This is a genomic window from Micromonospora sp. WMMD714 (assembly GCF_029581315.1).
Classification (GTDB): domain Bacteria; phylum Actinomycetota; class Actinomycetes; order Mycobacteriales; family Micromonosporaceae; genus Micromonospora; species Micromonospora rifamycinica.
This window is the reverse complement of sequence record NZ_CP120744.1, coordinates 6,470,398-6,490,622: the sequence shown is the minus strand read 5'-3', so window position 1 is coordinate 6,490,622 and position 20,225 is coordinate 6,470,398. Positions and strand designations below refer to the sequence as shown.

Sequence of the window (20,225 nt, the reverse complement as noted above, 5' to 3'; positions counted from 1 at the left end):
GTTTCTCGACCGCGGGCGCGGTGCGCAGGGCGGCTGCCGGACGCGATGGACGGTGGCGGCACGCCGGTGCGCAGGGCCGTCGGGGAGGGGGTCAGGTGGGCGAGGTGACCTCGGTCGACCGGCCCCGGAAGCTCTCCCGGACCACCGCCAGCTCGTCGCTGGAGGCGTTCCAGTCCTCGTCCGCCGCGGACCAGCTCAGCAGGTATCCGGCCAGGTCACCGCCGGGTATCAGCCGCAGGCCGTGCTCCCGGCCGCCGAACGGGGTGTCCCACCGGCATTCCCACTGCGCGCCGTCGCCGGAGGCTGCCAGCTTGATCTTGTCGTATCCGGGCAGGGAGCCGAAGCCGAGCTGGGCGCGCTCCTCGTCCCGCAACCGGTCCAGCGCGGCGCCACCGCCGCCCCGCGGCTCCACGCTGAGGGTCCGGCGGCTGCCCGGGTCACGGAAGCAGTCCACCGTGCCCTCCTGGGTACGCAGCCAACCGACCGGCACGGCGATCCGGTAACCGGCTCCGTCGTACCAGGTCCAGCCGGGCGGGGGACGGAACCCGTCGTCCACGGTCGCCGGTCGGCCGGTGACCTTCGTGCCGACCGGGTCGGGGCGCAGGCAGGGCAGGGGAGGCGGGGCGGCGCCCGGTCCGCCGGGCGGTGGTGCCCCCGGTCGGCCCGAACCGGGACCGGGGCCGGGCGGGCCGTACGGGCGGGTGGAGGGCTTGCCGGTGGTCGGCGCGTCGGTGGCGGGCGGTGCGGCCCGGTGGTCGTCGTCGCTGATCGCGAAGGTGGTGCCGATCCCGACCGTCGCCCCCACCGCCAGCGTCACCCCGGCCAGCAGCCAGCCCCGGGCGCCGCCGGCCACCCGGGCGGTCATCGCCGCCATCCCGCCCGTCCCGGTCGCCCGTCGTGAACCCGCGCCCGCGCCGGCCCGCCCCGGGCCGGACGCCCGCTGGCCGCCCGACCCCGGGTCTGCCGGGCTGCCCGCCCCGGGCGCGCGGCCCTGGGGATCGACCAGTCCCGGGCGGTAGCCGGCCGGGTCGTCGGCACCCGCACCGGAGCCGCCGGTGCCGGAGCCACCCGGGGTCGGGCCGCCGATGCCGGAGGAACTGCCGGGCGTCGGGCCGCCGGAGCCGCCCGACATCGGGCCGCCGGAGCCGCCCGGCGCCGGGCCGGCGGAGCCGGTGGGGACCGCCGGAAGGCCGCCCGGTGGTGTGCCGACCACCCCGGCCCGGCCGACCCGCTCCGGGCCGGTGGCACCGGACGACGCCGGGGCGGGGGAGGCGGAACCCGACGACGCCGAAGCGGTGGAGGGGGCGGCGGACGACGCCGGAGCCGGGCCGGCGGCACCGGCCGACGCCGGGGGCGGCGAGGTGGCGGGCCGGTCGGCGGGGTCGGGGAGAACCCGGCGGCCGGGCGGCCCCCAGTCGCGTTCGGCGTCGCTCTCCGCCCGGCCCTGCGGGGACCGGGCCGTCGGCCGGTCGGCCTTCTCGCTGTCCCTGCCCGGCCAGTGCGGCGGCGGAGCACTGGCGGAACGGGCCACCGGCAGCACCACCGTGGGGGGTTCCACGGTGGGCACCGGCCGGGTCACCATCTCCAGCCGACGCCCCGCCTCGTCGTGGCCGATCCGCTGCCGGGGGTCGCGCAGCAGCAGCCCGTCCAGCACCGGGCGCAGCGGCCCGGCGTGCGGGGCCGGGTCCGGTGGCGAGGTGGCCAGGGCGGCCAGGGTGGCCATCGCGGTGCTCCGGGCGTACGGGGAACGGCCCTCCACGGCGGCGTGCAGGGTGGCCCCGAGCGACCACAGGTCCGCCTCCACGCTGGACACCCCTTCGGCGGCGCGTTCCGGGGCGACGAACTGCGGTGAGCCGAGCACCATGCCGGGGCGGGTCATCAGCCCGTCGCCGCCGTCGAAGGTGGCCAGCCCGAAGTCGGTGAGCATCACCCGGCCGTCGTCGGCGACCAGGACGTTCTGCGGCTTCACGTCACGATGCAGCACCCCGGCGGAGTGCGCCGCGCGCAACGCGGCCAGCAGCGCCATCCCGATGTCGGCGGCGCGCACCGGGTCGACCGGGCCGGTGGTGTCCAACACCGTCTGCAACGACTGCGACAGGACGTACTCCATCACGATCCACGGCCGCTCCTCGACCTGGACCACGTCGTAGACCCGGACCACGTTGGGATGGTTGAGCCGGGCGGCGGTACGCGCCTCACGCAGGGTCCGCAGCCGCAGCTCGTCGCGCTCGTCGTCGGCCAGCCAGGCGGGAGGGACGACCTCCTTGATCGCCACCTCGCGGTGCAACACCTCGTCGCGGGCCAGCCAGACCCGGCCCATGCCACCCCGGCCCACCATCTTCAACAGGCGGTACCGGCCGGCGATCACTACCTGCTGCACCGTTCTCCTCACCATCGGCCGAGGTACACCGTAGCCAATGGATCGGGACGGACCTATCGGTTGTCTGGTCTCGATCCGGTCAGCATGCCGCGCCGTCGAGCGCCAGCAGGTTGCCCTCCGGGATGGCGATCCGTGGGCGACCGCCGGCCAGCAGCGTGGCCGCCCGTCGGGCCTGGAAGCCGCCGTGCTCGCGGCGGGCGGCGGCGTAGCTGCTCACGGTACGTGCGGCGATGGCCGCCCAGCCGTAGCGCTCGCCGACCATGGTGCGCGCCCGGCGGGCCACCCGACGGGCGAAGACCTCGTCGCCGACGAGCCGGTCGACCGCACCGGCCAGCGCGTCCGGGTCGCTGTGCGGGAAGGTCACCCCGGTGACGCCGGGCTCGACGATCTCGGCCAGCCCGCCGGTGCTCGCCACGGCCAGCGGGGCACCGGCCGCCGCCGCCTCCAGGGCGATCATGCCGAACGGCTCGTAGAGGCTCGGCACGACTGTCGCGTCGGTGGCGGCGAGCATCGCCGGGAGCTGCCCGGCGTCCAGGAAACCGGCGAACCGGACGCTGTCGGCGACGTGCAGCCGGTGCACCCGGTCGACCAGCTCGTCCCTGTACGGGCCGTCGCCGGCGATCACCACCCGCAGCCCCGGGTGCCGGTCCCGCAGGTGCGGCACGGCGTCCACCAGGTGCTGTACGCCCTTCTCGTAGACCAGCCGCCCGGCGTAACCGACCAGCGGGCCGTCTCCGGCGAACCGGGCGCGGGCCGAGGCGACCGCGCGCGGCCGGGCCCGCCAGGCCCGGTCGTCGACCCCGTTGGGCACCACGTCGACCCGGCCGGCGGGCACGTCGAACAGCCGGCTCACCTGCTCGCGCATGTAGCCGGAGCAGGCGATCACCCGGGTCGAGACGTTGCTGATCCAGTGTTCGACGCCGTGGATGGTGCGGTTCAGCTCCCCGGGCAGCCAGCCCTGGTGCCGACCGGCCTCGGTGGCGTGGATGGTGGTGACCAGGGGCAGGTCGAGGTGCTCGGCCAGGGTCACGGCGGTGTGCCCGACCAGCCAGTCGTGGGCGTGGACCACGTCGTAGTCGGCGGTGTCGGCGGCCCGCAGGGCGGTGCGGGTCAGGGTGTGGTTGAACGCCATCGTCCAGGCCAGCAGCGACCCGGTGGCCAGCGGAAAGGTCACCGGGTCCTCGGGGGCGCGCAGGACCCGGACCCCCTCGGCGTACTCCTCCAGCGGGGCACCCTCGGCGTGCCGGGTGACCACGGTGACCTCGTGTCCGGCGGCGGCCAGGGCGGTGGCCAGGGCGTGCACGTGCCGGCCGAGGCCGCCGACGAGCACCGGCGGGTACTCCCAGGAGAGCATCAGCACCCGCTGGTGCCGGGCGGCGGGGTGGATGTCGATCACGTCGGCGTCAGGTGACATGCGGCCCCCTTCGGGTGTGTCCCGGGCACGCGCCGGTGGGACACCAGAGGGGTGTCTTCGCTGTGGCCCGGGGTCGGTGCCCATCCTGCCCAGTCGGGGATAACCAGCGGAGACGCCACCGTTGCCGGTGTGTAACGGCTGCCTATCGGGCCCGCCGGACCCGCAGCAGCTCGGCCACCGACCACGCCTGGAACGGGCAGCCGGTGGCGGCGTGCGGCGCACTGCCGTCGGCCGTCTCGCTCACCGATCCCAGGCCGTACTCGCCGAGATGGCCGACGAGCCCGGTCAGCAGGTCGTCGGTGGGCAACCCGGCCCGGCGGTACGCCTCGACGAACGGACCAATCAGCCACGGCCAGACCGTCCCCTGGTGGTAGGCGCCGTCCCGGTCCGCCGGGCCGCCCCGGTGCCGGGGGGCGAACTCGGGCGAGTCGGGGGCGAGGCTGCGCGGACCCAGCGGGGTGAACAACCCGGCCGCCACCCGGCGCAGCGCCACCGGGTCCGGCTCCAGCGGGGCGTACGGCAGCGACCAGGCGAGCAGTTGGTTGGGTCGGAGCAGGTCGTCGTCGTGGTGCGCGGCCCCACCCAGCGGGTACGCCGGGGCGGGCGCGTCGACCACGTCGTGCAGCCAGCCCGCCGGGGTGGGGAACCGCTTGCCGAACGCCTGCCGGGCCCGGTCGTGCAGCCGCCACAGCTCGGCCGGATCCTGACCGGCCAGCTCGGTCAGCTCGGCCAACCCGGCCAGTCCGTTGATCCACAACGCGTTGACCTCGACCGGCTTGCCGGTGCGCGGGGTCACCGGCACCCCGTACACCCGGGCGTCCATCCAGGTCAGCGCGGTGCCCGGGGTGCCACCCTGGGTGACCAGCCCGTCGGCCGGGTCGACCGCGATGCCGTACCGGGTGCCGTCCAGGTGCGCCCGCACCACCCCGTGCAGCGCCGGCAGCAGCTCGTCACCCAGGTCGGTGTCGCCGGTGACGGTGACGTGCCGGCTCACCGCGTGCAGGAACCACAGCGTCGCGTCGACCGTGTTGTACTCCACCCGACCGGTGTCGGCGGTGTTCGCCAGCATCCCCTCCGACAGCGTCGCCGCGTACGACCGCAGCAGCTCCCGCCCCTCGTCGGCCCGCCCGGTGCACAGGAACAACCCCTCGTAGGAGGTCATGGTGTCCCGCGACCAGGCCCCGAACCAGGGGTAGCCGGCCACCACGTCCGGCCCGGCGGAGGTACGCACCACGAACGCGTCGGCGGCCAGCGCCAGGGTCGAGTCCACCGCGTCGGCCGGCTTCGCCGCCGCCACCACCGCCCGGTGCCGCTGCCGGGCCGCCGCCACCACCTGCGCGGCCGGCGGCGGCTCCTCGGCCAGGTCACCGGCCCAGGCCAGCACCGACACGGTGTCCCCGGGGCGGTCCATCGTGCCGGAGAACCGCCCGGCGCACCACAGGTCCTCGTCGGGGTGCAGCCCCCGGGCGGCCTCCTCCCGGTGGTGCACGCCCAGCCACCACTGGCCCTCCGGCGTCCAGTCCGGGCCGGTCAGCCGGTACGCGCCCTCGACCACCGCGCCGCCGTCGGCCGGTTCCACCCGGGGCGTCGGCCCGTCGGCCCGCCGCTCGCCGTGCGCGTCGCGCCAGGTGCCGGCGGCCGAGAGGTCCAGCCGGACCGGGCCGCCGGCCACCAGCCGGTGCACCACCGCGACGGCGGGCCGGCCGTACGCCATGGCCAGCTCCCGCTCGATCACCACGTCACCGATCCGCCACCGCCAGCGGGGCAGCCCGTCGACCAGGTCGAAGCGTTCCAGGTACTCGAAGCCGCGCGGGTCGACCACGCCCGAGCTCCACTCGTGCGCGCCGAGCCGGACCCGGGCGCCGGACGGCAGCACCACCGCCGGGTCCAGGCTGACCAGCCCCACCCGGCGGGCCGCCGGAGTCTCCCCGGCCACCACCAGCAGACCGTGGTAGCGGCGGGTCCGCAACCCGCTCACGGTGCCCATGGCGTACCCGCCGAGACCGTCGGTGACCAGCCATTCCCGGGTCGCTCCACCGGCCAGTTCGCCGCAGACCCCCGGACCGAAACCGAACTCGATCAACTTCTTTCCTCCTGTGGCGGCGAGGTGTAACACGCCACGACGACAATGGCCGCTGTGGTCAAGTACCCCGGCGGCGTCGAAAATGTGCAGGTGCTCACCGACAGATCGCCCTCCGACGCCCCGTCCCCCGACGCCGAGCGGCTCCGGCTCGCCCAGGCCGACGCCGGGGAGCAGGAGTGGCGCGCATGGGGTCCCTATCTGTCCGAACGGGCGTGGGGGACGGTACGGGAGGACTACAGCGAGCACGGCACGGCATGGGACTACTTCCCCCACGACCACGCGCGGTCCAGAGCCTACCGGTGGAACGAGGACGGCATGGCGGGCGTCTGCGACGACCGGCAGACGTTCTGCTTCGCGCTGGCGCTGTGGAACGGGGTGGACCCGATCCTCAAGGAGCGGATGTTCGGCCTCGGCGGCGACGGCGGCAACCACGGCGAGGACGCGAAAGAATACTGGTGGTACCTCGACAGCACCCCCACCCACTCGTGGATGCGCTGGCGCTACCACTACCCGCAGGCCGCCTTCCCGTACGACGAGCTGGTCGCCGTCAACGCCCTGCGCGGCCGGGACGATACCGAGTACGAGCTGGTCGACACCGGCATCTTCGACGACGACCGGTACTGGGCGGTCACCGTCGACTACGCCAAGGCGTCCCCGACCGACCTGTGCATCCTGGTCACCGTCGCCAACCGGGCCGACGAGGCGGCCACCCTGCACGTGCTGCCCACGCTGTGGTTCCGCAACACCTGGGCCTGGGGTCCGCCCGGCGCGGACCGGGTGCCCCGGCTGGTGGGGGAGGGTGGTCGGCTGGTCGGCGAGCACTGGGTGCTGGGGCAGCTCCTGCTGGAGGGCGACGGCGAGCCGGTCCCGCTGCTCTGCGACAACGACACCAACGCCGAGCGGTTGTGGGGGCTGGCCGGCCGCTCGCCGTACCCGAAGGACGGGATCAACGACCACGTGGTGGCCGGCGCGGCCACCGTCAACCCGGACCGGGAAGGGACCAAGGGCGCCCTGCACTACGTGCTGGACGTGCCGGCCGGTGGACAGCGGCAGATCCGGCTGCGGCTGACCCGCACCGCGCCACCGCCCGGGGCGGTCGCGCCGCCCCCGGCGGACCTGGGTGCCGGCTTCGACACCGTGGTGTGGGCCCGGCGGGCCGAGGCGAACCGCTTCTTCGCCGGGGTGATCCCGGCGGCGGCCAGCGCCGACGAGGCACTGGTCGCCCGGCAGGCGATCGCCGGGCTGATGTGGGGCAAGCAGTTCTACCACTTCGACGTCAAACGGTGGCTGGAGGGCGACCCGGGCTCGACGCCGCCGGCCGGTCGCCGGCACGGGCGCAACAGCGCCTGGTGGCACATGACCAGCTTCGACGTGATCTCCATGCCCGACCCGTGGGAATATCCCTGGTACGCCGCCTGGGACCTGGCCTTCCACTGCGTCACCATCGCCCGGGTCGACCCGGGCTTCGCCAAGGAGCAGGTGCTGCTCCTGCTCCGCGAGTGGTACCTGCACCCCAACGGCCAGATCCCGGCGTACGAGTGGGCGTTCGGTGACGTGAACCCGCCGGTGCACGCCTGGGCGGCGTTGAAGGTGTTCGAGATCGACGGCGGGCGCGACCACGAGTTCCTCGCCCGGGTGATGCACAAGCTGCTGCTCAACTTCACCTGGTGGGTCAACCGCAAGGACACCGGCGGCAACAACCTGTTCGAGGGCGGCTTCCTCGGGCTGGACAACGTCGGCCCGTTCGACCGCTCGGCGGCGCTGCCGGTGGCCGGGGTGCTCGAACAGTCCGACGGCACCGGCTGGATGGCGATGTACGCCCTCAACCTGCTGGACATGGCGATCGTGCTGGCCGAGCACGACCGGGCGTACGTGGACACCGCGACGAAGTTCTTCGAGCACTTCGCGTACATCGCCGCCGCCGGCTACTCGCAGGGCCTGTGGGACGCCGAGGACGCGTTCTTCTACGACGTGCTGCGCCTCGCCGACGGCAGCCAGGTGCCGCTGAAGGTCCGTTCGGTGGTCGGGCTGCTGCCGCTGGCGGCCACCACCCGGCTGAGCGCCCGGACCCTGCAACGCCTGCCCGAGCTGGGCGCCCGGCTGCGCTGGTTCCTCACCCAGCGACCCGAGTACGCCGACGTGATCGGTGCCCGCCGGCTCGGCCCGGACGGCCGCCAGCAGCGGCTGCTGTCGATGGTCGGCCCGGAGCAGGTGGTCCGGCTGCTGGCCCGGATGCTGGATCCCGAGGAGTTCCTCTCCGACTACGGCCTGCGCACGCTGAGCCGGGCGCACCTGGACAAGCCGTTCGCGGTCGACCTGGGCGGGCAGGAGTTCTGCGTCGGCTACGAGCCGGCCGAGTCGACCAGCGGGTTGTTCGGCGGCAACTCCAACTGGCGCGGCCCGATCTGGATGCCGACGAACTTCCTGCTGGTCAGCGCGCTGCGGGACTACGCGGCGTTCTTCGGTGACGATCTCCAGGTGGAGTACCCGACCCGGTCGGGACGCAAGTGCACGCTGGACGAGATCGCCGACGATCTCTCCGTCCGGTTGATCTCCCTGTTCACCCGGGACGGCTGGGGGCGTCGGCCGATCTACGGCGCGTGTCAGCTCTTCCAGACCCATCCCGACTGGCGGGACCTGATCGCCTTCCCCGAGTACTTCCACGGCGACAACGGCGCCGGGCTCGGGGCCTGGCACCAGACCGGGTGGACGGCGCTGGTGGCCGACCTCATCCTGACCCTGCGCCGGGACAACCCGGATGTGCCGGGCGGGCCGGAGCGCTAGCGTGTCCGTCGGCCGCCGCCGTCCGGCGGGGCGATCCTGTCGGGAGGGGACCGGATGAGTACGGGTGGGAACGGAACGGCCCCGGGGGCGGGCGCGACGACGTTGGTCTTCGACGCCGACGACACGCTCTGGGAGAACAACGTCCTGTTCGAGCGGGTGATCGACGATTTCCTGGACTGGCTCGACCATCCGACGCTCGACCGGGCGCAGATCCGTACCGTGCTCGACGACATCGAGCGGGCCAACGCGGTGGCCCACGGCTACGGCAGCAAGGTCTTCCTGCGCAGCCTCGGCGAGTGCCTGGCCCGGCTGCGCGAGCGGCCGGTCACCGAGCAGGAGCGGCGGGAGATCGACGGGTTGGCCACCGCGCTGGTCAACCATCAGGTCGAGCTGATGCCCGGGGTCGCCGACACCCTCGACACCCTGGCCACCCGGTACGACCTGCTGCTGCTGACCAAGGGGGACCAGGAGGAGCAGCAGCGCAAGCTGGACGCCTGCGGCCTGCTGCACCACTTCGCCGCGGCGCACGTGGTGGCCGAGAAGGACACCGGGACCTACCGGTGGCTGGCCCGGGAACACGGCTTCGCCCCGGCCGACGCCTGGATGATCGGCAACTCCCCGAAGTCGGACATCCTGCCGGCGCGGGCGGCGGGCATGCGGGCGGTGTTCATCCCCAACGAGAACACCTGGGTCCTGGAGAACGACGACCTCGACCCGGCCGACGACGGGGTGATCCGGCTGGCCGCCTTTCCGGACCTGCTCGCCCACTTCTAGCCGACGGGCCGTGTCGATACGGAACAGCGTCCGTCCGGCGGCGCGTGTCACGCCGGGATGCCGCATTTCCGCTCCGGTGTGAATCACCTTCGGGGCGGCGGCGGGCCGCTTGCCCGGCGGGCCGGGGGGTGCCTAACCTTGCCCGGCGTTGACGACCCTGTCGGGGTGGTCGGGAACGCGCCGAAGTCCGGCACCGGGGCACCATGGAGCTGAGTGCAGTCGGCCTGGGTCCGCGTGTCGGACCCGACGCGGGCGGCCTGCCCCGCCCGTGGGGTCCGCAGCGGCGTACACCGCTGCCGGTCCGGACAGCCGGCGGTCGGGGTCGGGGAGTTGCGGACCCGGCCCTGACCCGCCGCCGGCGACCGCCAGGCCGCCTGGCCCTGGGCGGTCGGCGGGGCATCCGGGAGTCGGCCGTGATGCGATCATGTCAGCGATGGAGACGACACCTGCCCCGGTCGGCGGCACGGCCGCCGCCACGGGCCGCGGCCGGCTGGTCCCGCCGCCGAACCGCGCCTCCCGGCTGACCACCCTGCCCACCGCGACCCGTCAGGTCGTCATCGTCACCGGCAGCGGTTATGCCACCACGCACGCCACGCTGGAGACGTTCCACCGGGCCGGCGGCCACTGGGTGCCGGTGTCGGCCCCGCTGGCCGCCCGACTGGGCGCGAAGGGGTTCAGCGACCACCACACCGAGGGGGTGGCGACCACCCCCACCGGGGTCTACTCGTTCGGCCCCACCATGTACGGCATCGCCGCCGATCCCGGCGTGCGGTTCCCCTACCACCGGGTGGTCGCCGACGACTGGTGGAACGAGAACCCGAACTCGGCCGCCTACAACACCTTCCAGCACAGCACCACCAATCCGGGTGGCTACAGCGAGGCGCTGTGGCGGGAGGTGCCCGCGTACACCCACTTCGCGGTGATCACCTACAACATGCCGCCGAACGTGCCGAAGCCGGTACCGAACGCCGGCAGCGGCATCTTTCTGCACGAGTTCAGCACCGCCGCCGGTGGCCCCACCGCCGGTTGCGTCAGCCTGGCGCACGCCGACCTGGTGGCCGTGCTGCGCTGGCTGGATCCGAAGTACGCGCCGCGCATCGTGATCTGCCCGGCGCAGAACCTCGGCCGGTACTGAGCCGCTTGGCGGGGCTGGACCGCCTGGCTGGACCGCCTGGTGGGGCTGGACCGCCTGGTGGGGCTGGACCGCCTGGTGGGGCTGAGCCGCCGTGCCGGGGCTGAGCCGCCTGGCGGGGCTGGACCGCCCTGCCGGGGCTGAGCCGCCTGGCGGGGTGGCTGAGCCGTTCGGCGGGGTGACGCCCCGGACAGGCGTGCCCGGCCGTCGGTGGGGCGACCCGGTGGTCGCGTTTCAGGAAACCTCGTTACGGACGATCGCCACCGCCACCCGGCAGAACTCGTCCATGTCGGGCTGGAACCCGGCGGCGATGTCGGGGTGCAGTCCGGACCGGGTCTCTTCGAGCAGCCGCTGACAGACCTGCTCGACCGGTTCACCCGCGTAGCTGGCCCGGACCCGGTCGGTGGCCGCCTGGAGGGCCGAGGTGAGCTGGTCCTCCAGCGGGCCGCGCAGCTTCTGCTGCACCGGGTCGAGCCCTCTCGGGTCGAGCGTGACATGTGGCTCCGACATCGGTGCTCCCTTCGTCGGCGTCCGCGGTACCCCACCGCGGGCGTCGGTCAAACCCCGGCTGGCGCGGCGGCCACCCGGACCTGGTACGAGAGGTCCTCCGCCGGCTCCTCCCGGTACGACAGCCGGCGGATCTGCCGGTCGTCGGCGTACAGGGCGACGTCGACCAGGACCCCGAGGTGGGCCAGCCCGATGTTCGCCACCCGCTTCTTGTCCTGGAGGACGGCGCACACCCCACCGAGCAGGGTGCTGGCGTCGGACGTGCGGTGCCCGGGTGGGCACCGCAGGGTCAGGTCGACCTCGATCGGCCCGGCCAACGGCGTCCAGCCGGTCTGCTGGGCCGCGGTGCAGGCCGCTTCGAGCAGGGCGCGGACCCTCGTCGCCTGCCGATGGCCGGCGGCGAAGATGGACAGCGCTTCGGTTTTCACCGGTGGCAGGCCGCTCACCTCGAACGTCAGGGCGAGAGCGCGGGTCTCCTGCACCACGGAGCACCTCCTCGTTGAGGATGATCCTGCCCAACCCGGTGGACGCGCCGGGGGAGTTCGCGGGAGAACCCACCGATCGGGCAGGCTGATGTCGGCCGGAGGCGTATCGACTACGACGGCGACGCGCTGGCTGTGGAGTGAGTGCGTCAACGCTAGTGCAAGCGGCACAACCGGGCTAGCCCGCCGACCGGCCAGTCGTGGCCGGCCGACGGGCTGCGCGACGCCGATGGGCCGTGTGGCGCCGACCGGCTGCGCGATGGGCTGCGCAGCGCAGATTGGTCGCGTGACGCGACGGGCTGCGCGGCCGCCGCCGGGTCGCGTGACGCCGCCGGGTCGCGTGACGCCGCCGGGTCGCGTGACGCCGCCGGGTCGCGTGACGCCGCCGGGTCGCGTGACGCCGCCGGGTCGCGCACGCGGGCGGGGCCCGGGTGGGCGGGGCTCAGGTGGGTAACGGGGCGGGCACGTGGACACTGCTCAGGTGGGCGACGAGGTGCGGGCGCTGCTCAGTTGGGCGGCGGAACGCGCGCAGCTCAGGTGGCGACGGGGCGCGGCTCAGGCGGGCCGGGACGCGGATGTCGACGCCGCTCACGCGCTTGCCCGGGTAGCGGGGCGTCGGGGTGGCGCGGTGCGGCACCGGTGGGCGTGATCAGCGGCGACCCCGCTTGATCTCGTGGAAGGCCGGCATCCGCAGCAGCGGCAGCAAGGAGTCCCAGATCGTGAGGGCGTCGTCGAGCCTGGGTACCTCGGTCAGGATCGGCCCGTGGATGCCCCGCTCGGCACCCGGCACCATCAGCACCGGCGCACCGATGTCGGGTCCGGCCGAGGAGTACGCCAGCTCGTGCGACTCGCGTACCGCCGTGTCCCAACGGGTGTCGTCCAGGGCAGGGGCCGCGTCCCGGAGGCCGGCCGCCTCGACGGCCGCGTCGACCTGGCCGGCCGAGAGCTGGTCACCGGCGTCGTGGGTGCGTGCACCCAACTCGGTGTAGAACCGGCCGACGTCCACCCCGCGACCCTCGGCACGCAGCGCCTCGACCAGCCGCAGTGCCCGGCCGGAGGCGGCCATCGGCTCGGCGAACTCCGGCGGGATCTGCCCGGAGTTGAGAATGCTCAGGCTGAACGCCCGCCACTCGATGGTCAGGTCACGGGCCTCGGCCACGGTGACCAGCCAACGCGACGCGCGCCAGGTCCACGGGCAGGCGGGATCGAAGAAGAAGGTGGCATCCATCGGCCGAGCCTACGTCGGCTCCGCCCCCCTCCTCGTCCCGCCCTGCTCCCCGCACCTCGCCTGGCCCCGCCCCGCCCCGCACCTCGCCTGGCCTTGCCCCGCGCCTCGCCCTGCTCTGCGCCCCGCGCCTCGCCCTGCTCTGCGCCCCGCGCCTCGCCCTGCTCTGCGCCCCGCGCCTCGCCCTGCTCTGCGCCCCGCGCCTCGCCCTGCTCTGCGCCCCGCGCCTCGCCCTGCTCTGCGCCCCGCGCCTCGCCCTGCTCTGCGCCCCGCGCCTCGCCTGGCCCCGTACCGCACCTCGCCTGGCCTTGCCCCGCGCCTCGCCCTGCTCTGCGCCCCGCGCCTCGCCCTGCTCTGCGCCCCGCGCCTCGCCCTGCTCTGCGCCCCGCGCCTCGCCCTGCTCTGCGCCCCGCGCCTCGCCCTGCTCTGCGCCCCGCGCCTCGCCCTGCTCTGCGCCCCGCGCCTCGCCCTGCTCTGCGCCCCGCGCCTCGCCCTGCTCTGCGCCCCGCGCGCTGCGTCTCGTCCTGCGCTGCGTCTCGTCCCGCCGTCTGGCCCTACTCTGCTCACCGCGTCTCGTCCAGGCCCCGCCCTGCACCCCGCTCGGCCCGGCCCTGCACCCAACTCCGGCACCCGCACGGCCCCGCGCCTCGGCTGGCTCCACTGCGTACCTCGGGCGGTGCGGACTCCATGATCAGATTGCCGATTGGTTGAGTTTGCTCGGCGTGTCGTCTTCTTTTCGGCATTTTGATCATGGGAAGCGGCGGTGTGCGGCGGTCGGTTCGGTGCGTTGGGGGCGGGGCGGGGGTGCGGGGTAGGGGTCGGGTGGGTGTGGGGTGTGCGGCAGGGCGGGGTGGAGCGCCGGGCACCTTCTCGTCGATCACGCGATCACGCGATCACGCGATCACGTGTGGTGGGGTGGAACCGGTATGCCGGCTGCACGGTGTTTGCCAGCTTAATGGGGTGTAACGCCCCGAAAAGGCGCGATCCGGGCACTCGCGGTGTCTTCGCCGGTCGGCCGAGGATCGGCCCGGACTTCGGTTACCGGCAGGTTTCGCGGCTTCGCGGGCCGGGCAGTCTAGGCGCACGGAACGGCCGGGCAGATGCGTTTCCGCACGTCAGAGGCCCGGCCGCGCGCCGGGGCGCGGGTCACTTCCCCGGTTTCGCCGAAGAGAGGGGGAGGGTGATGACGGACCCCGGAACGGCCCGACACCGGCGTCGGCCGGCTGTCCGGGCCGGGGTGGTCGCCGCCGCGCTGGCACTCGTCGCGCCGATGGCCGCGTGCGGCACGGACGACGGTGGTGGAGGCACGCCGACGATCAACCTGTACTACCCGCCGGAGCAGAACCTGCAGAAGGTGGTCGACGACTGCAACACCCGGGCCGAGGGCCGCTACAAGATCGCCTACCGGGTGCTGCCCCGGCAGGCCGACGACCAGCGGGTGCAGCTGGTCCGCCGGCTGGCCGCCGAGGACAGTGGGATGGACGTGCTCGGCCTGGACGTCACCTGGACCCAGGAGTTCGCCAGCGCGAAGTGGATCCGCGAGTGGACCGGCCAGGACAAGAGTGAGGTCGAGCAGGGCACCCTGGCGGGCCCGCTGGACACCGCCCGCTACGAGGACAAGCTCTACGGGGCGCCGAAGAACACCAACGTGCAGCTGCTCTGGTATCGCAGCGACCTGGTCCCACAGGCCCCGAAGACCTGGGACGACATGATCGCAGCGGCCAAGGACCTCAAGGGGCAGGGCAAGCCGTACCAGGTGCTCACCATGGGCGCGCAGTACGAGGGCCTGGTGGTGCTCTACAACACGCTGGCCGAGAGCGCCGGCGGCAAGATCCTCAGCGACGACGGCAAGAAGGCCGTGATGGACGAAGGCACCGTCAAGGCCCTCGACCAGCTCCAGCGGTTCGCCACGTCGGGCGTGACGTCGCCGTCGTTCAGCAACTCCACCGAGGATCCGGTCCGGCTGGACTTCCAGTCCGGCAAGGGCGCGTTCCAGGTCAACTGGCCGTTCGTCTACCCGGCGTTGCAGGAGGCCGACCCGGAGCTGGCTCAGAAGGTCAAGTGGGCAAGGGTGCCCGGCATCGACGCGAACACCCCCAGCAAGGTCACCATCGGCGGGATCAACATGGCGGTCAGCGCCTACTCCAAGCACCCGACGGAGTCCTTCGAGGCCGCGAAGTGCATCCGGGACGCCAAGAACCAGAAGTTCTCCGCGGTCAACGACGGGGTGCCCCCGACCATCGAGGCGGTCTACGACGACCCGGAGATGGACGAGGCGTACCCGATGAAGGAGACCATCCTGGAGGAGCTGAAGGAGCCGGCGGTCCGGCCGCTGACCCCCGCGTACCAGAGCATCTCCACGGTGATGTCGGCGATCCTGTCGCCGCCGTCGGCGATCCGGCCGGAGCAGACGGCCAGGGAGCTGCGCAAGGCGATCTCCGACGCGCTCCAGTCCAAGGGGGTCCTGCCGTGAGCCGACGAGCCCCGCTGAGCGAGAACAAGAAGGCCGAACGGAAACTGGGCTGGCTGCTCTGCGCCCCGGCCGCGCTGGTCATGGTGCTGGTCACCGCGTACCCGATCATCTATTCGGTCTGGTTGTCGTTGCAGCGTTTCGACCTGCGCTTCCCCGACCAGCGCGAGTTCATCGGGCTGGAGAACTACGTCACCGTGCTCAGCAACGAGTTCTGGTGGACCGCGTTCGGGGTGACCATGCTGATCACGGTGGTCACCGTCGCGGTGGAGCTGGTGCTCGGCATGGGGTTGGCCCTGGTCATGCACCGCACGCTGGTCGGCCGGGGCATCGTGCGGACCGCCGCGCTCATCCCCTACGGCATCGTCACGGTGGTCGCCGCGTTCTCCTGGCGGTACGCCTGGACGCCCGGCACCGGTTATCTGGCCAACCTCTTCGACGGCAGTGCCCCGCTGACCGAGCGGGCCAGCTCGCTGGCGATCATCATGCTGGCGGAGATCTGGAAGACCACCCCGTTCATGGCGCTGCTGCTGATGGCCGGGCTGGCGCTGGTCCCGGAGGACCTGCTCAAGGCGGCCTCCACCGACGGGGCGACGGCCTGGCAGCGGTTCACCAAGGTGATGCTGCCGGTGATGAAGCCGGCGATCCTGGTCGCGCTGCTGTTCCGCACCCTGGACGCGTTCCGGGTGTTCGACAACATCTTCGTGCTCACCAACGGCGGCAACGAGACCTCGTCGGTGTCGATGCTCGCCTACAACAACCTGATCCGGGGGCTCAACCTCGGCATCGGCTCCACGATGTCCGTGCTGATCTTCATCACGGTGGCGATCATCGCGTTCGTCTTCGTGAAGCTGTTCGGCACCGCTGCCCCGGGCAGCGACGACGGGGAGAGGCGCTGACATGGCCGACACCACCACCCGGGCGAAGCTGCGCTGGGGCCTGATCGACGTCATCGTGGTCGTCTTCGCCCTGGTCCCGGTGCTCTGGATCGCCTCCCTGTCGTTCAAGACCCCGGGCACCCTCACCGACGGCAAGTTCTGGCCGCGGGAGTGGACGCTGGACAACTACCGGAGCATCTTCGACACCGACCAGTTCGTCCGCGCCCTGATCAACTCGATCGGCATCGCCCTGATCGCCACGTTCATCGCGGTGGTGCTCGGCGCGATGGCCGCGTACGCGATCAGCCGGCTGGACTTCCCCGGCAAGCGCCTGCTGGTCGGGGTGTCCCTGCTGATCGCGATGTTCCCGCAGGTGTCGCTGGTGTCGCCGCTGTTCGAGATCGAGCGGCAGCTCGGCCTCTTCGACACCTGGCCGGGGCTGATCCTGCCGTACATCACCTTCGCCCTGCCGCTGGCGATCTACACGCTGTCGGCGTTCTTCAAGCAGATCCCGTGGGACCTGGAGAAGGCGGCGAAGATGGACGGCGCGACCCAGGGGCAGGCGTTCCGGCGGGTGATCGCCCCGCTGGCCGCCCCGGGTCTGTTCACCACCGCGATCCTGGTCTTCATCTTCTGCTGGAACGACTTCCTGTTCGCCATCACGCTCACCTCGACCGAGCGGGCCCGGACGGTGCCGGTGGCGCTGTCGTTCTTCACCGGCGAGTCGCAGTTCGAGGACCCCACCGGGGCGATCTGCGCCGCCGCCGTGGTGATCACCATTCCGATCATCCTGTTCGTGCTCTTCTTCCAGCGCCGCATCGTCTCCGGCCTGACCTCCGGCGCCGTCAAGGGATAGGTGACAACAAATGGCTGACATCGTGCTGGACAAGGTGAGCAAGAGTTTCCCCGACGGCACCGTCGCGGTGCGGGACGTCGACCTGGAGATTGCCGACGGCGAGTTCGTCATCCTGGTCGGGCCGTCCGGCTGCGGGAAGTCCACCACCCTCAACATGATCGCCGGGCTGGAGGACATCAGCTCCGGTGAGCTGCGCATCGGCGGGCAACGGGTCAACGACAAGGCGCCCCGGGACCGCGACATCGCGATGGTGTTCCAGTCCTACGCGCTCTACCCGAACATGACCGTCCGGGAGAACATGGCGTTCCCGCTGCGGCTGGCCAAGCTGGACAAGGCGACCATCGACCAGAAGGTGGACGAGGCGGCGAAGGTGCTGGAGCTGACCCCGCTGCTCGACCGCAAGCCGGCGAACCTGTCCGGTGGGCAGCGCCAGCGGGTGGCGATGGGCCGGGCGATCGTCCGGCAGCCCAAGGCGTTCCTGATGGACGAGCCGCTGTCCAACCTGGACGCCAAGCTGCGGGTGCAGATGCGGACGGTGGTGTCCCGGTTGCAGAAGAAGCTGGGCACCACCACCGTCTACGTGACCCACGACCAGACCGAGGCGATGACCCTCGGCGACCGTGTGGTGATCATGCGGGGTGGCGAGATCCAGCAGGTCGGCCCGCCCCAGGAGCTGTACGACCACCCGCGCAACCTGTTCGTCGCCGGGTTCATCGGCTCGCCGTCGATGAACTTCCTGCACGCCGCCGTGGCGGACGGGAAGCTGCGTACCGCCCTCGGTGACGTCACGATCGGCGACCGGATCCGCCGTGAGCTGGAGGGGGCCGACGCGCCCCGGGAGCTGATCCTCGGCATCCGGCCCGAGCACTTCGAGGACGCCGAGTTGATCGACGACGAGACCCGGGCCCGGGGCATGGAGTTCACCGCGCCCGCCGAGATCGTCGAGTCGATGGGCTCCGACAAGTACGTCTACTTCACCGTCGAGGGGCAGCGGGCCAGCGCCGCCGAGCTGGAGGAGTTGGCCGCCGACGCCGGTGCCGACTTCAGCGGCGGCGGGGGCAACCTGGTGACCCGTCTGTCGGCCGAGTCCCCGGTGCGGGAGGGAGAGGACCGGCGGGTCTGGTTCAACCTGGAGAAGATCCACCTGTTCGACCCGGCGACCGGCCGGAACCTGACCCTGCACGAGGGTCGGTCGGCCGGCGCCCTCGGCGACTGATCCCCCTTCACCCCGGATCGGTGGCCGCACGCCCAGGCGCCCCCGGCGGCGTGCGCCCACCGATCCCCCCGTGCCCCTGCCCGATGGCCGCTGCCTTGCGGTCCCTGATCCGGCCCGCGGCTCCGGCACCCGCGGCTCCGGCACCCCGGCAGCCGCGGCTCCGGCACCCCGGCACCCGCGGCTCCGGCACCCCGGCAGCCGCGGCCCTGCGTCGCCACTACCTCGTGCCCCTCAGGTGTCCGGCGTCCTGCCACCCTGCCGGACCCATTCACCCTCGCGTCTCGTCCGCCACGCCCGTCTGTCCACTCGTTCGGCTGTCCGTGCCGATCGACACGCACAGTGACATGACGCCGAGCGGACCACATCACCTCCGGACACTTTGCTCTGCTGCCTTCGACGCGACGGCTGCTCTTCGTGTCTGTCGCGTCCACGGCAGCAGAGTAAAGTGTCCGAGAGGGGTTAGTGTTGGTGGGCAGGGTGTTTTAGAGAAATTGCAGCTCAATGGGTATTTACTCGCTTGGGTGGCTGGTGGACCCCGCGACGGCAGATGCTTTTTAATCACTCTCGGTGATATCAGTCCTGATTGCGCAGGGTGACCGCATGCGACCTACCGTCGCGTGCCCCGCCCCGCCCCGCCCCCGGACCGGGCCGGGCCGAGGGCGGGCGGAGGCGGGCACGCCGCCGTCTTGCCCAGGCCGGTCGGGTTGTAGGGACCGGGGGTACCAGCGACGTAGCGGACCGAGGGTGCCTGCGGGGTGCGAGCGCCTGCGGGGTGCGAGGGCCGGCGGGGTGGGAGCGCCTGCGGGGTGCGAGGGCCGGCGGGGTGGGAGCGCCTGCGGGGTGGGAGGACTGGCGGCCTGCCAGAGTCGGCGGGCCGGGTGTGTCGGTGGCCTGAGGGAGTGGGCGGGACCTACCAGGTGAGGTGCAGCGGCAGGCCGAGGAAGTGGGCGTAACCCTCCAGCGCCGCCTCGACCCGCTGCCGGGTCGGCCCGTCCAGCGGGACCAGCGGCTGCACCGTCACGGTGACCCTGGTCCGGGCGAGGCGGCGCTTCCAGGTGCCCACCACCCGGCCGCCGCGCACCACGGTGGACTGGAAGACACCGTTGCCGCCGGGGATCACCGCCTTCAGGTGCGCCGGTTCGACCATCAGGGTGCGGTCCTTGAAGCCGAGCAGGTACTCGTCGAAGCCGGGCAGCACGTGCACGTCGTCCACCGGCAGTCGGGGTGCGTCCAGCAGCGCCGGATCGAGGTGCGACTCCACCCCGTCGACCCGGACGGCGGTCAGCGTCCCGGCGGCGGTGGCGACCGCGATGGCCCGGGTGGCGTCGGCGGCGGTCAACCCCGTCCAGCCGATGAAGTCGCGCCGGGTCGTCGGCCCATGGCTGCGGAAGTACCGCCGGGCCAGGATGCCCAGCGCCTCGTCCCGCTCGGGCCGGTGCGGGTCGGGGCACCACTCGTCGAGCAGTGCGAAGGTCTGCTCGGTGCCCTGGTGCGGGGCGATGCAGGTGACGCCGCGCTGGCTGGCGTACCAGAGCAGGTGGTAGCCGCGCTGGCCGGTGGCGTCGATGCCGGCGGCGGTGAGGGTGGCCAGGCACTGCGCGCGGGTCAGCCGGCCGCCGCCGGCCAGCGTGGCGCCGAGCACGTCGGCGGCCCGGTCGGCCTCGGCCTCGGTCAGCCCGACCACGGCCCGGCGGGCCGCCGCCCCGGTCAGCGCCCGGACCCCGGTCAGCTCCAGCATCCAGCGGGCGTCCCGGGTGGGCACCAGGTGTACGGTGCCGCGCATCGGCCAGGTCCGCAGCGCCTCGCGTCGTTCCAGCGCGGCCCGCACGTCCGCCTCGGTGTGACCGGGCAGCCGCAGCCCCAGCGACCACAGACCGCTCGCCGCGTCCTGGGCCTGCATGGCCCCGAACCACTCCACCACCCCGGCGACGCCCGGCGGGCGGCCACCCGGATGCTCCCGCAGGCTCAGCGAGGTCATCCGCAGGGTGAGCGCCTCGGACCCGGTCAGTTCCACCATGCCGGCC

At 73.0% G+C, this 20,225-nt stretch carries 15 protein-coding genes; 8 read left to right on the top strand and 7 right to left on the bottom strand.

Annotated elements, in window-relative coordinates; genetic code table 11:
* Positions 1–91: 91 nt before the first annotated feature.
* The 3 genes from O7625_RS27545 to O7625_RS27535 form a co-directional block, all read right to left on the bottom strand.
* The gene (locus O7625_RS27545) at positions 92–2,395 is read right to left on the bottom strand and encodes a serine/threonine-protein kinase (protein WP_282342720.1); all 2,304 of its coding nucleotides are present in this window, start codon (positions 2,393–2,395) and stop codon (positions 92–94) included.
* Between the two features lie 64 nt (positions 2,396–2,459).
* Positions 2,460–3,794, bottom strand: coding sequence for a glycosyltransferase family 4 protein (locus tag O7625_RS27540; RefSeq protein WP_282342719.1), 1,335 nt, complete (start codon positions 3,792–3,794; stop codon positions 2,460–2,462).
* A gap of 142 nt (positions 3,795–3,936) precedes the next feature.
* On the bottom strand, positions 3,937–5,877 hold the full coding sequence (locus tag O7625_RS27535) for an amylo-alpha-1,6-glucosidase (RefSeq protein WP_282342718.1): 1,941 nt from the start codon (positions 5,875–5,877) through the stop codon (positions 3,937–3,939).
* A gap of 45 nt (positions 5,878–5,922) precedes the next feature.
* On the opposite strand from O7625_RS27535, the gene O7625_RS27530 reads away from it, so the two are divergent.
* The 3 genes from O7625_RS27530 to O7625_RS27520 all read left to right on the top strand — a co-directional run bounded on the left by O7625_RS27530 (position 5,923) and on the right by O7625_RS27520 (position 10,570).
* Complete coding sequence (locus O7625_RS27530; RefSeq protein WP_282342717.1) at positions 5,923–8,661, top strand: glucosidase; 2,739 nt, start codon at positions 5,923–5,925, stop codon at positions 8,659–8,661.
* Positions 8,662–8,715: 54 nt separating this feature from the next.
* A complete protein-coding gene (locus O7625_RS27525) occupies positions 8,716–9,435 on the top strand; it encodes an HAD family hydrolase (protein ID WP_282342716.1) in 720 nt (239 codons plus the stop codon).
* Between the two features lie 433 nt (positions 9,436–9,868).
* A complete protein-coding gene (locus tag O7625_RS27520; RefSeq protein WP_282342715.1) occupies positions 9,869–10,570 on the top strand; it encodes a L,D-transpeptidase family protein in 702 nt (233 codons plus the stop codon).
* A gap of 231 nt (positions 10,571–10,801) precedes the next feature.
* Here the strand turns inward: O7625_RS27520 and O7625_RS27515 are convergent, their stop codons facing one another.
* Complete coding sequence (locus O7625_RS27515) at positions 10,802–11,077, bottom strand: hypothetical protein (RefSeq protein ID WP_067308270.1); 276 nt, start codon at positions 11,075–11,077, stop codon at positions 10,802–10,804.
* A gap of 47 nt (positions 11,078–11,124) precedes the next feature.
* Entirely contained in the window at positions 11,125–11,556 is a 432-nt protein-coding gene (locus tag O7625_RS27510; RefSeq protein ID WP_067308294.1) for a hypothetical protein, read from the bottom strand.
* A 481-nt stretch (positions 11,557–12,037) separates the two neighbouring features.
* Between O7625_RS27510 and O7625_RS27505 the strand changes: the two genes are divergently transcribed.
* Positions 12,038–12,205, top strand: coding sequence for a hypothetical protein (locus O7625_RS27505; protein ID WP_282342714.1), 168 nt, complete (start codon positions 12,038–12,040; stop codon positions 12,203–12,205).
* Here O7625_RS27505 and O7625_RS27500 read toward each other — a convergent pair whose 3' ends face one another.
* The gene (locus O7625_RS27500; protein ID WP_282342712.1) at positions 12,206–12,784 is read right to left on the bottom strand and encodes a DsbA family protein; all 579 of its coding nucleotides are present in this window, start codon (positions 12,782–12,784) and stop codon (positions 12,206–12,208) included.
* Positions 12,785–13,964: 1,180 nt separating this feature from the next.
* On the opposite strand from O7625_RS27500, the gene O7625_RS27495 reads away from it, so the two are divergent.
* Genes O7625_RS27495 through ugpC form a run of 4 tightly spaced genes read left to right on the top strand, consistent with a single transcriptional unit; the run spans position 13,965 to position 18,201 of the window.
* Complete coding sequence (locus O7625_RS27495; protein ID WP_282342710.1) at positions 13,965–15,254, top strand: ABC transporter substrate-binding protein; 1,290 nt, start codon at positions 13,965–13,967, stop codon at positions 15,252–15,254.
* Positions 15,251–16,150, top strand: coding sequence for a sugar ABC transporter permease (locus tag O7625_RS27490; protein WP_067308257.1), 900 nt, complete (start codon positions 15,251–15,253; stop codon positions 16,148–16,150). Before O7625_RS27495 ends, O7625_RS27490 begins: the two co-directional genes overlap by 4 nt.
* 1 nt (position 16,151) lies before the next feature.
* Positions 16,152–16,985 (top strand): carbohydrate ABC transporter permease, encoded by an 834-nt coding sequence (locus O7625_RS27485; protein WP_067308254.1) that lies wholly within the window; start codon positions 16,152–16,154, stop codon positions 16,983–16,985.
* A gap of 10 nt (positions 16,986–16,995) precedes the next feature.
* Positions 16,996–18,201 (top strand): sn-glycerol-3-phosphate ABC transporter ATP-binding protein UgpC, encoded by a 1,206-nt coding sequence (ugpC, locus tag O7625_RS27480; protein WP_067308250.1) that lies wholly within the window; start codon positions 16,996–16,998, stop codon positions 18,199–18,201.
* A gap of 910 nt (positions 18,202–19,111) precedes the next feature.
* Here the strand turns inward: ugpC and O7625_RS27475 are convergent.
* Entirely contained in the window at positions 19,112–20,218 is a 1,107-nt protein-coding gene (locus tag O7625_RS27475) for a winged helix DNA-binding domain-containing protein (protein ID WP_282342708.1), read from the bottom strand.
* Between the last annotated feature and the right edge of the window lie 7 nt (positions 20,219–20,225).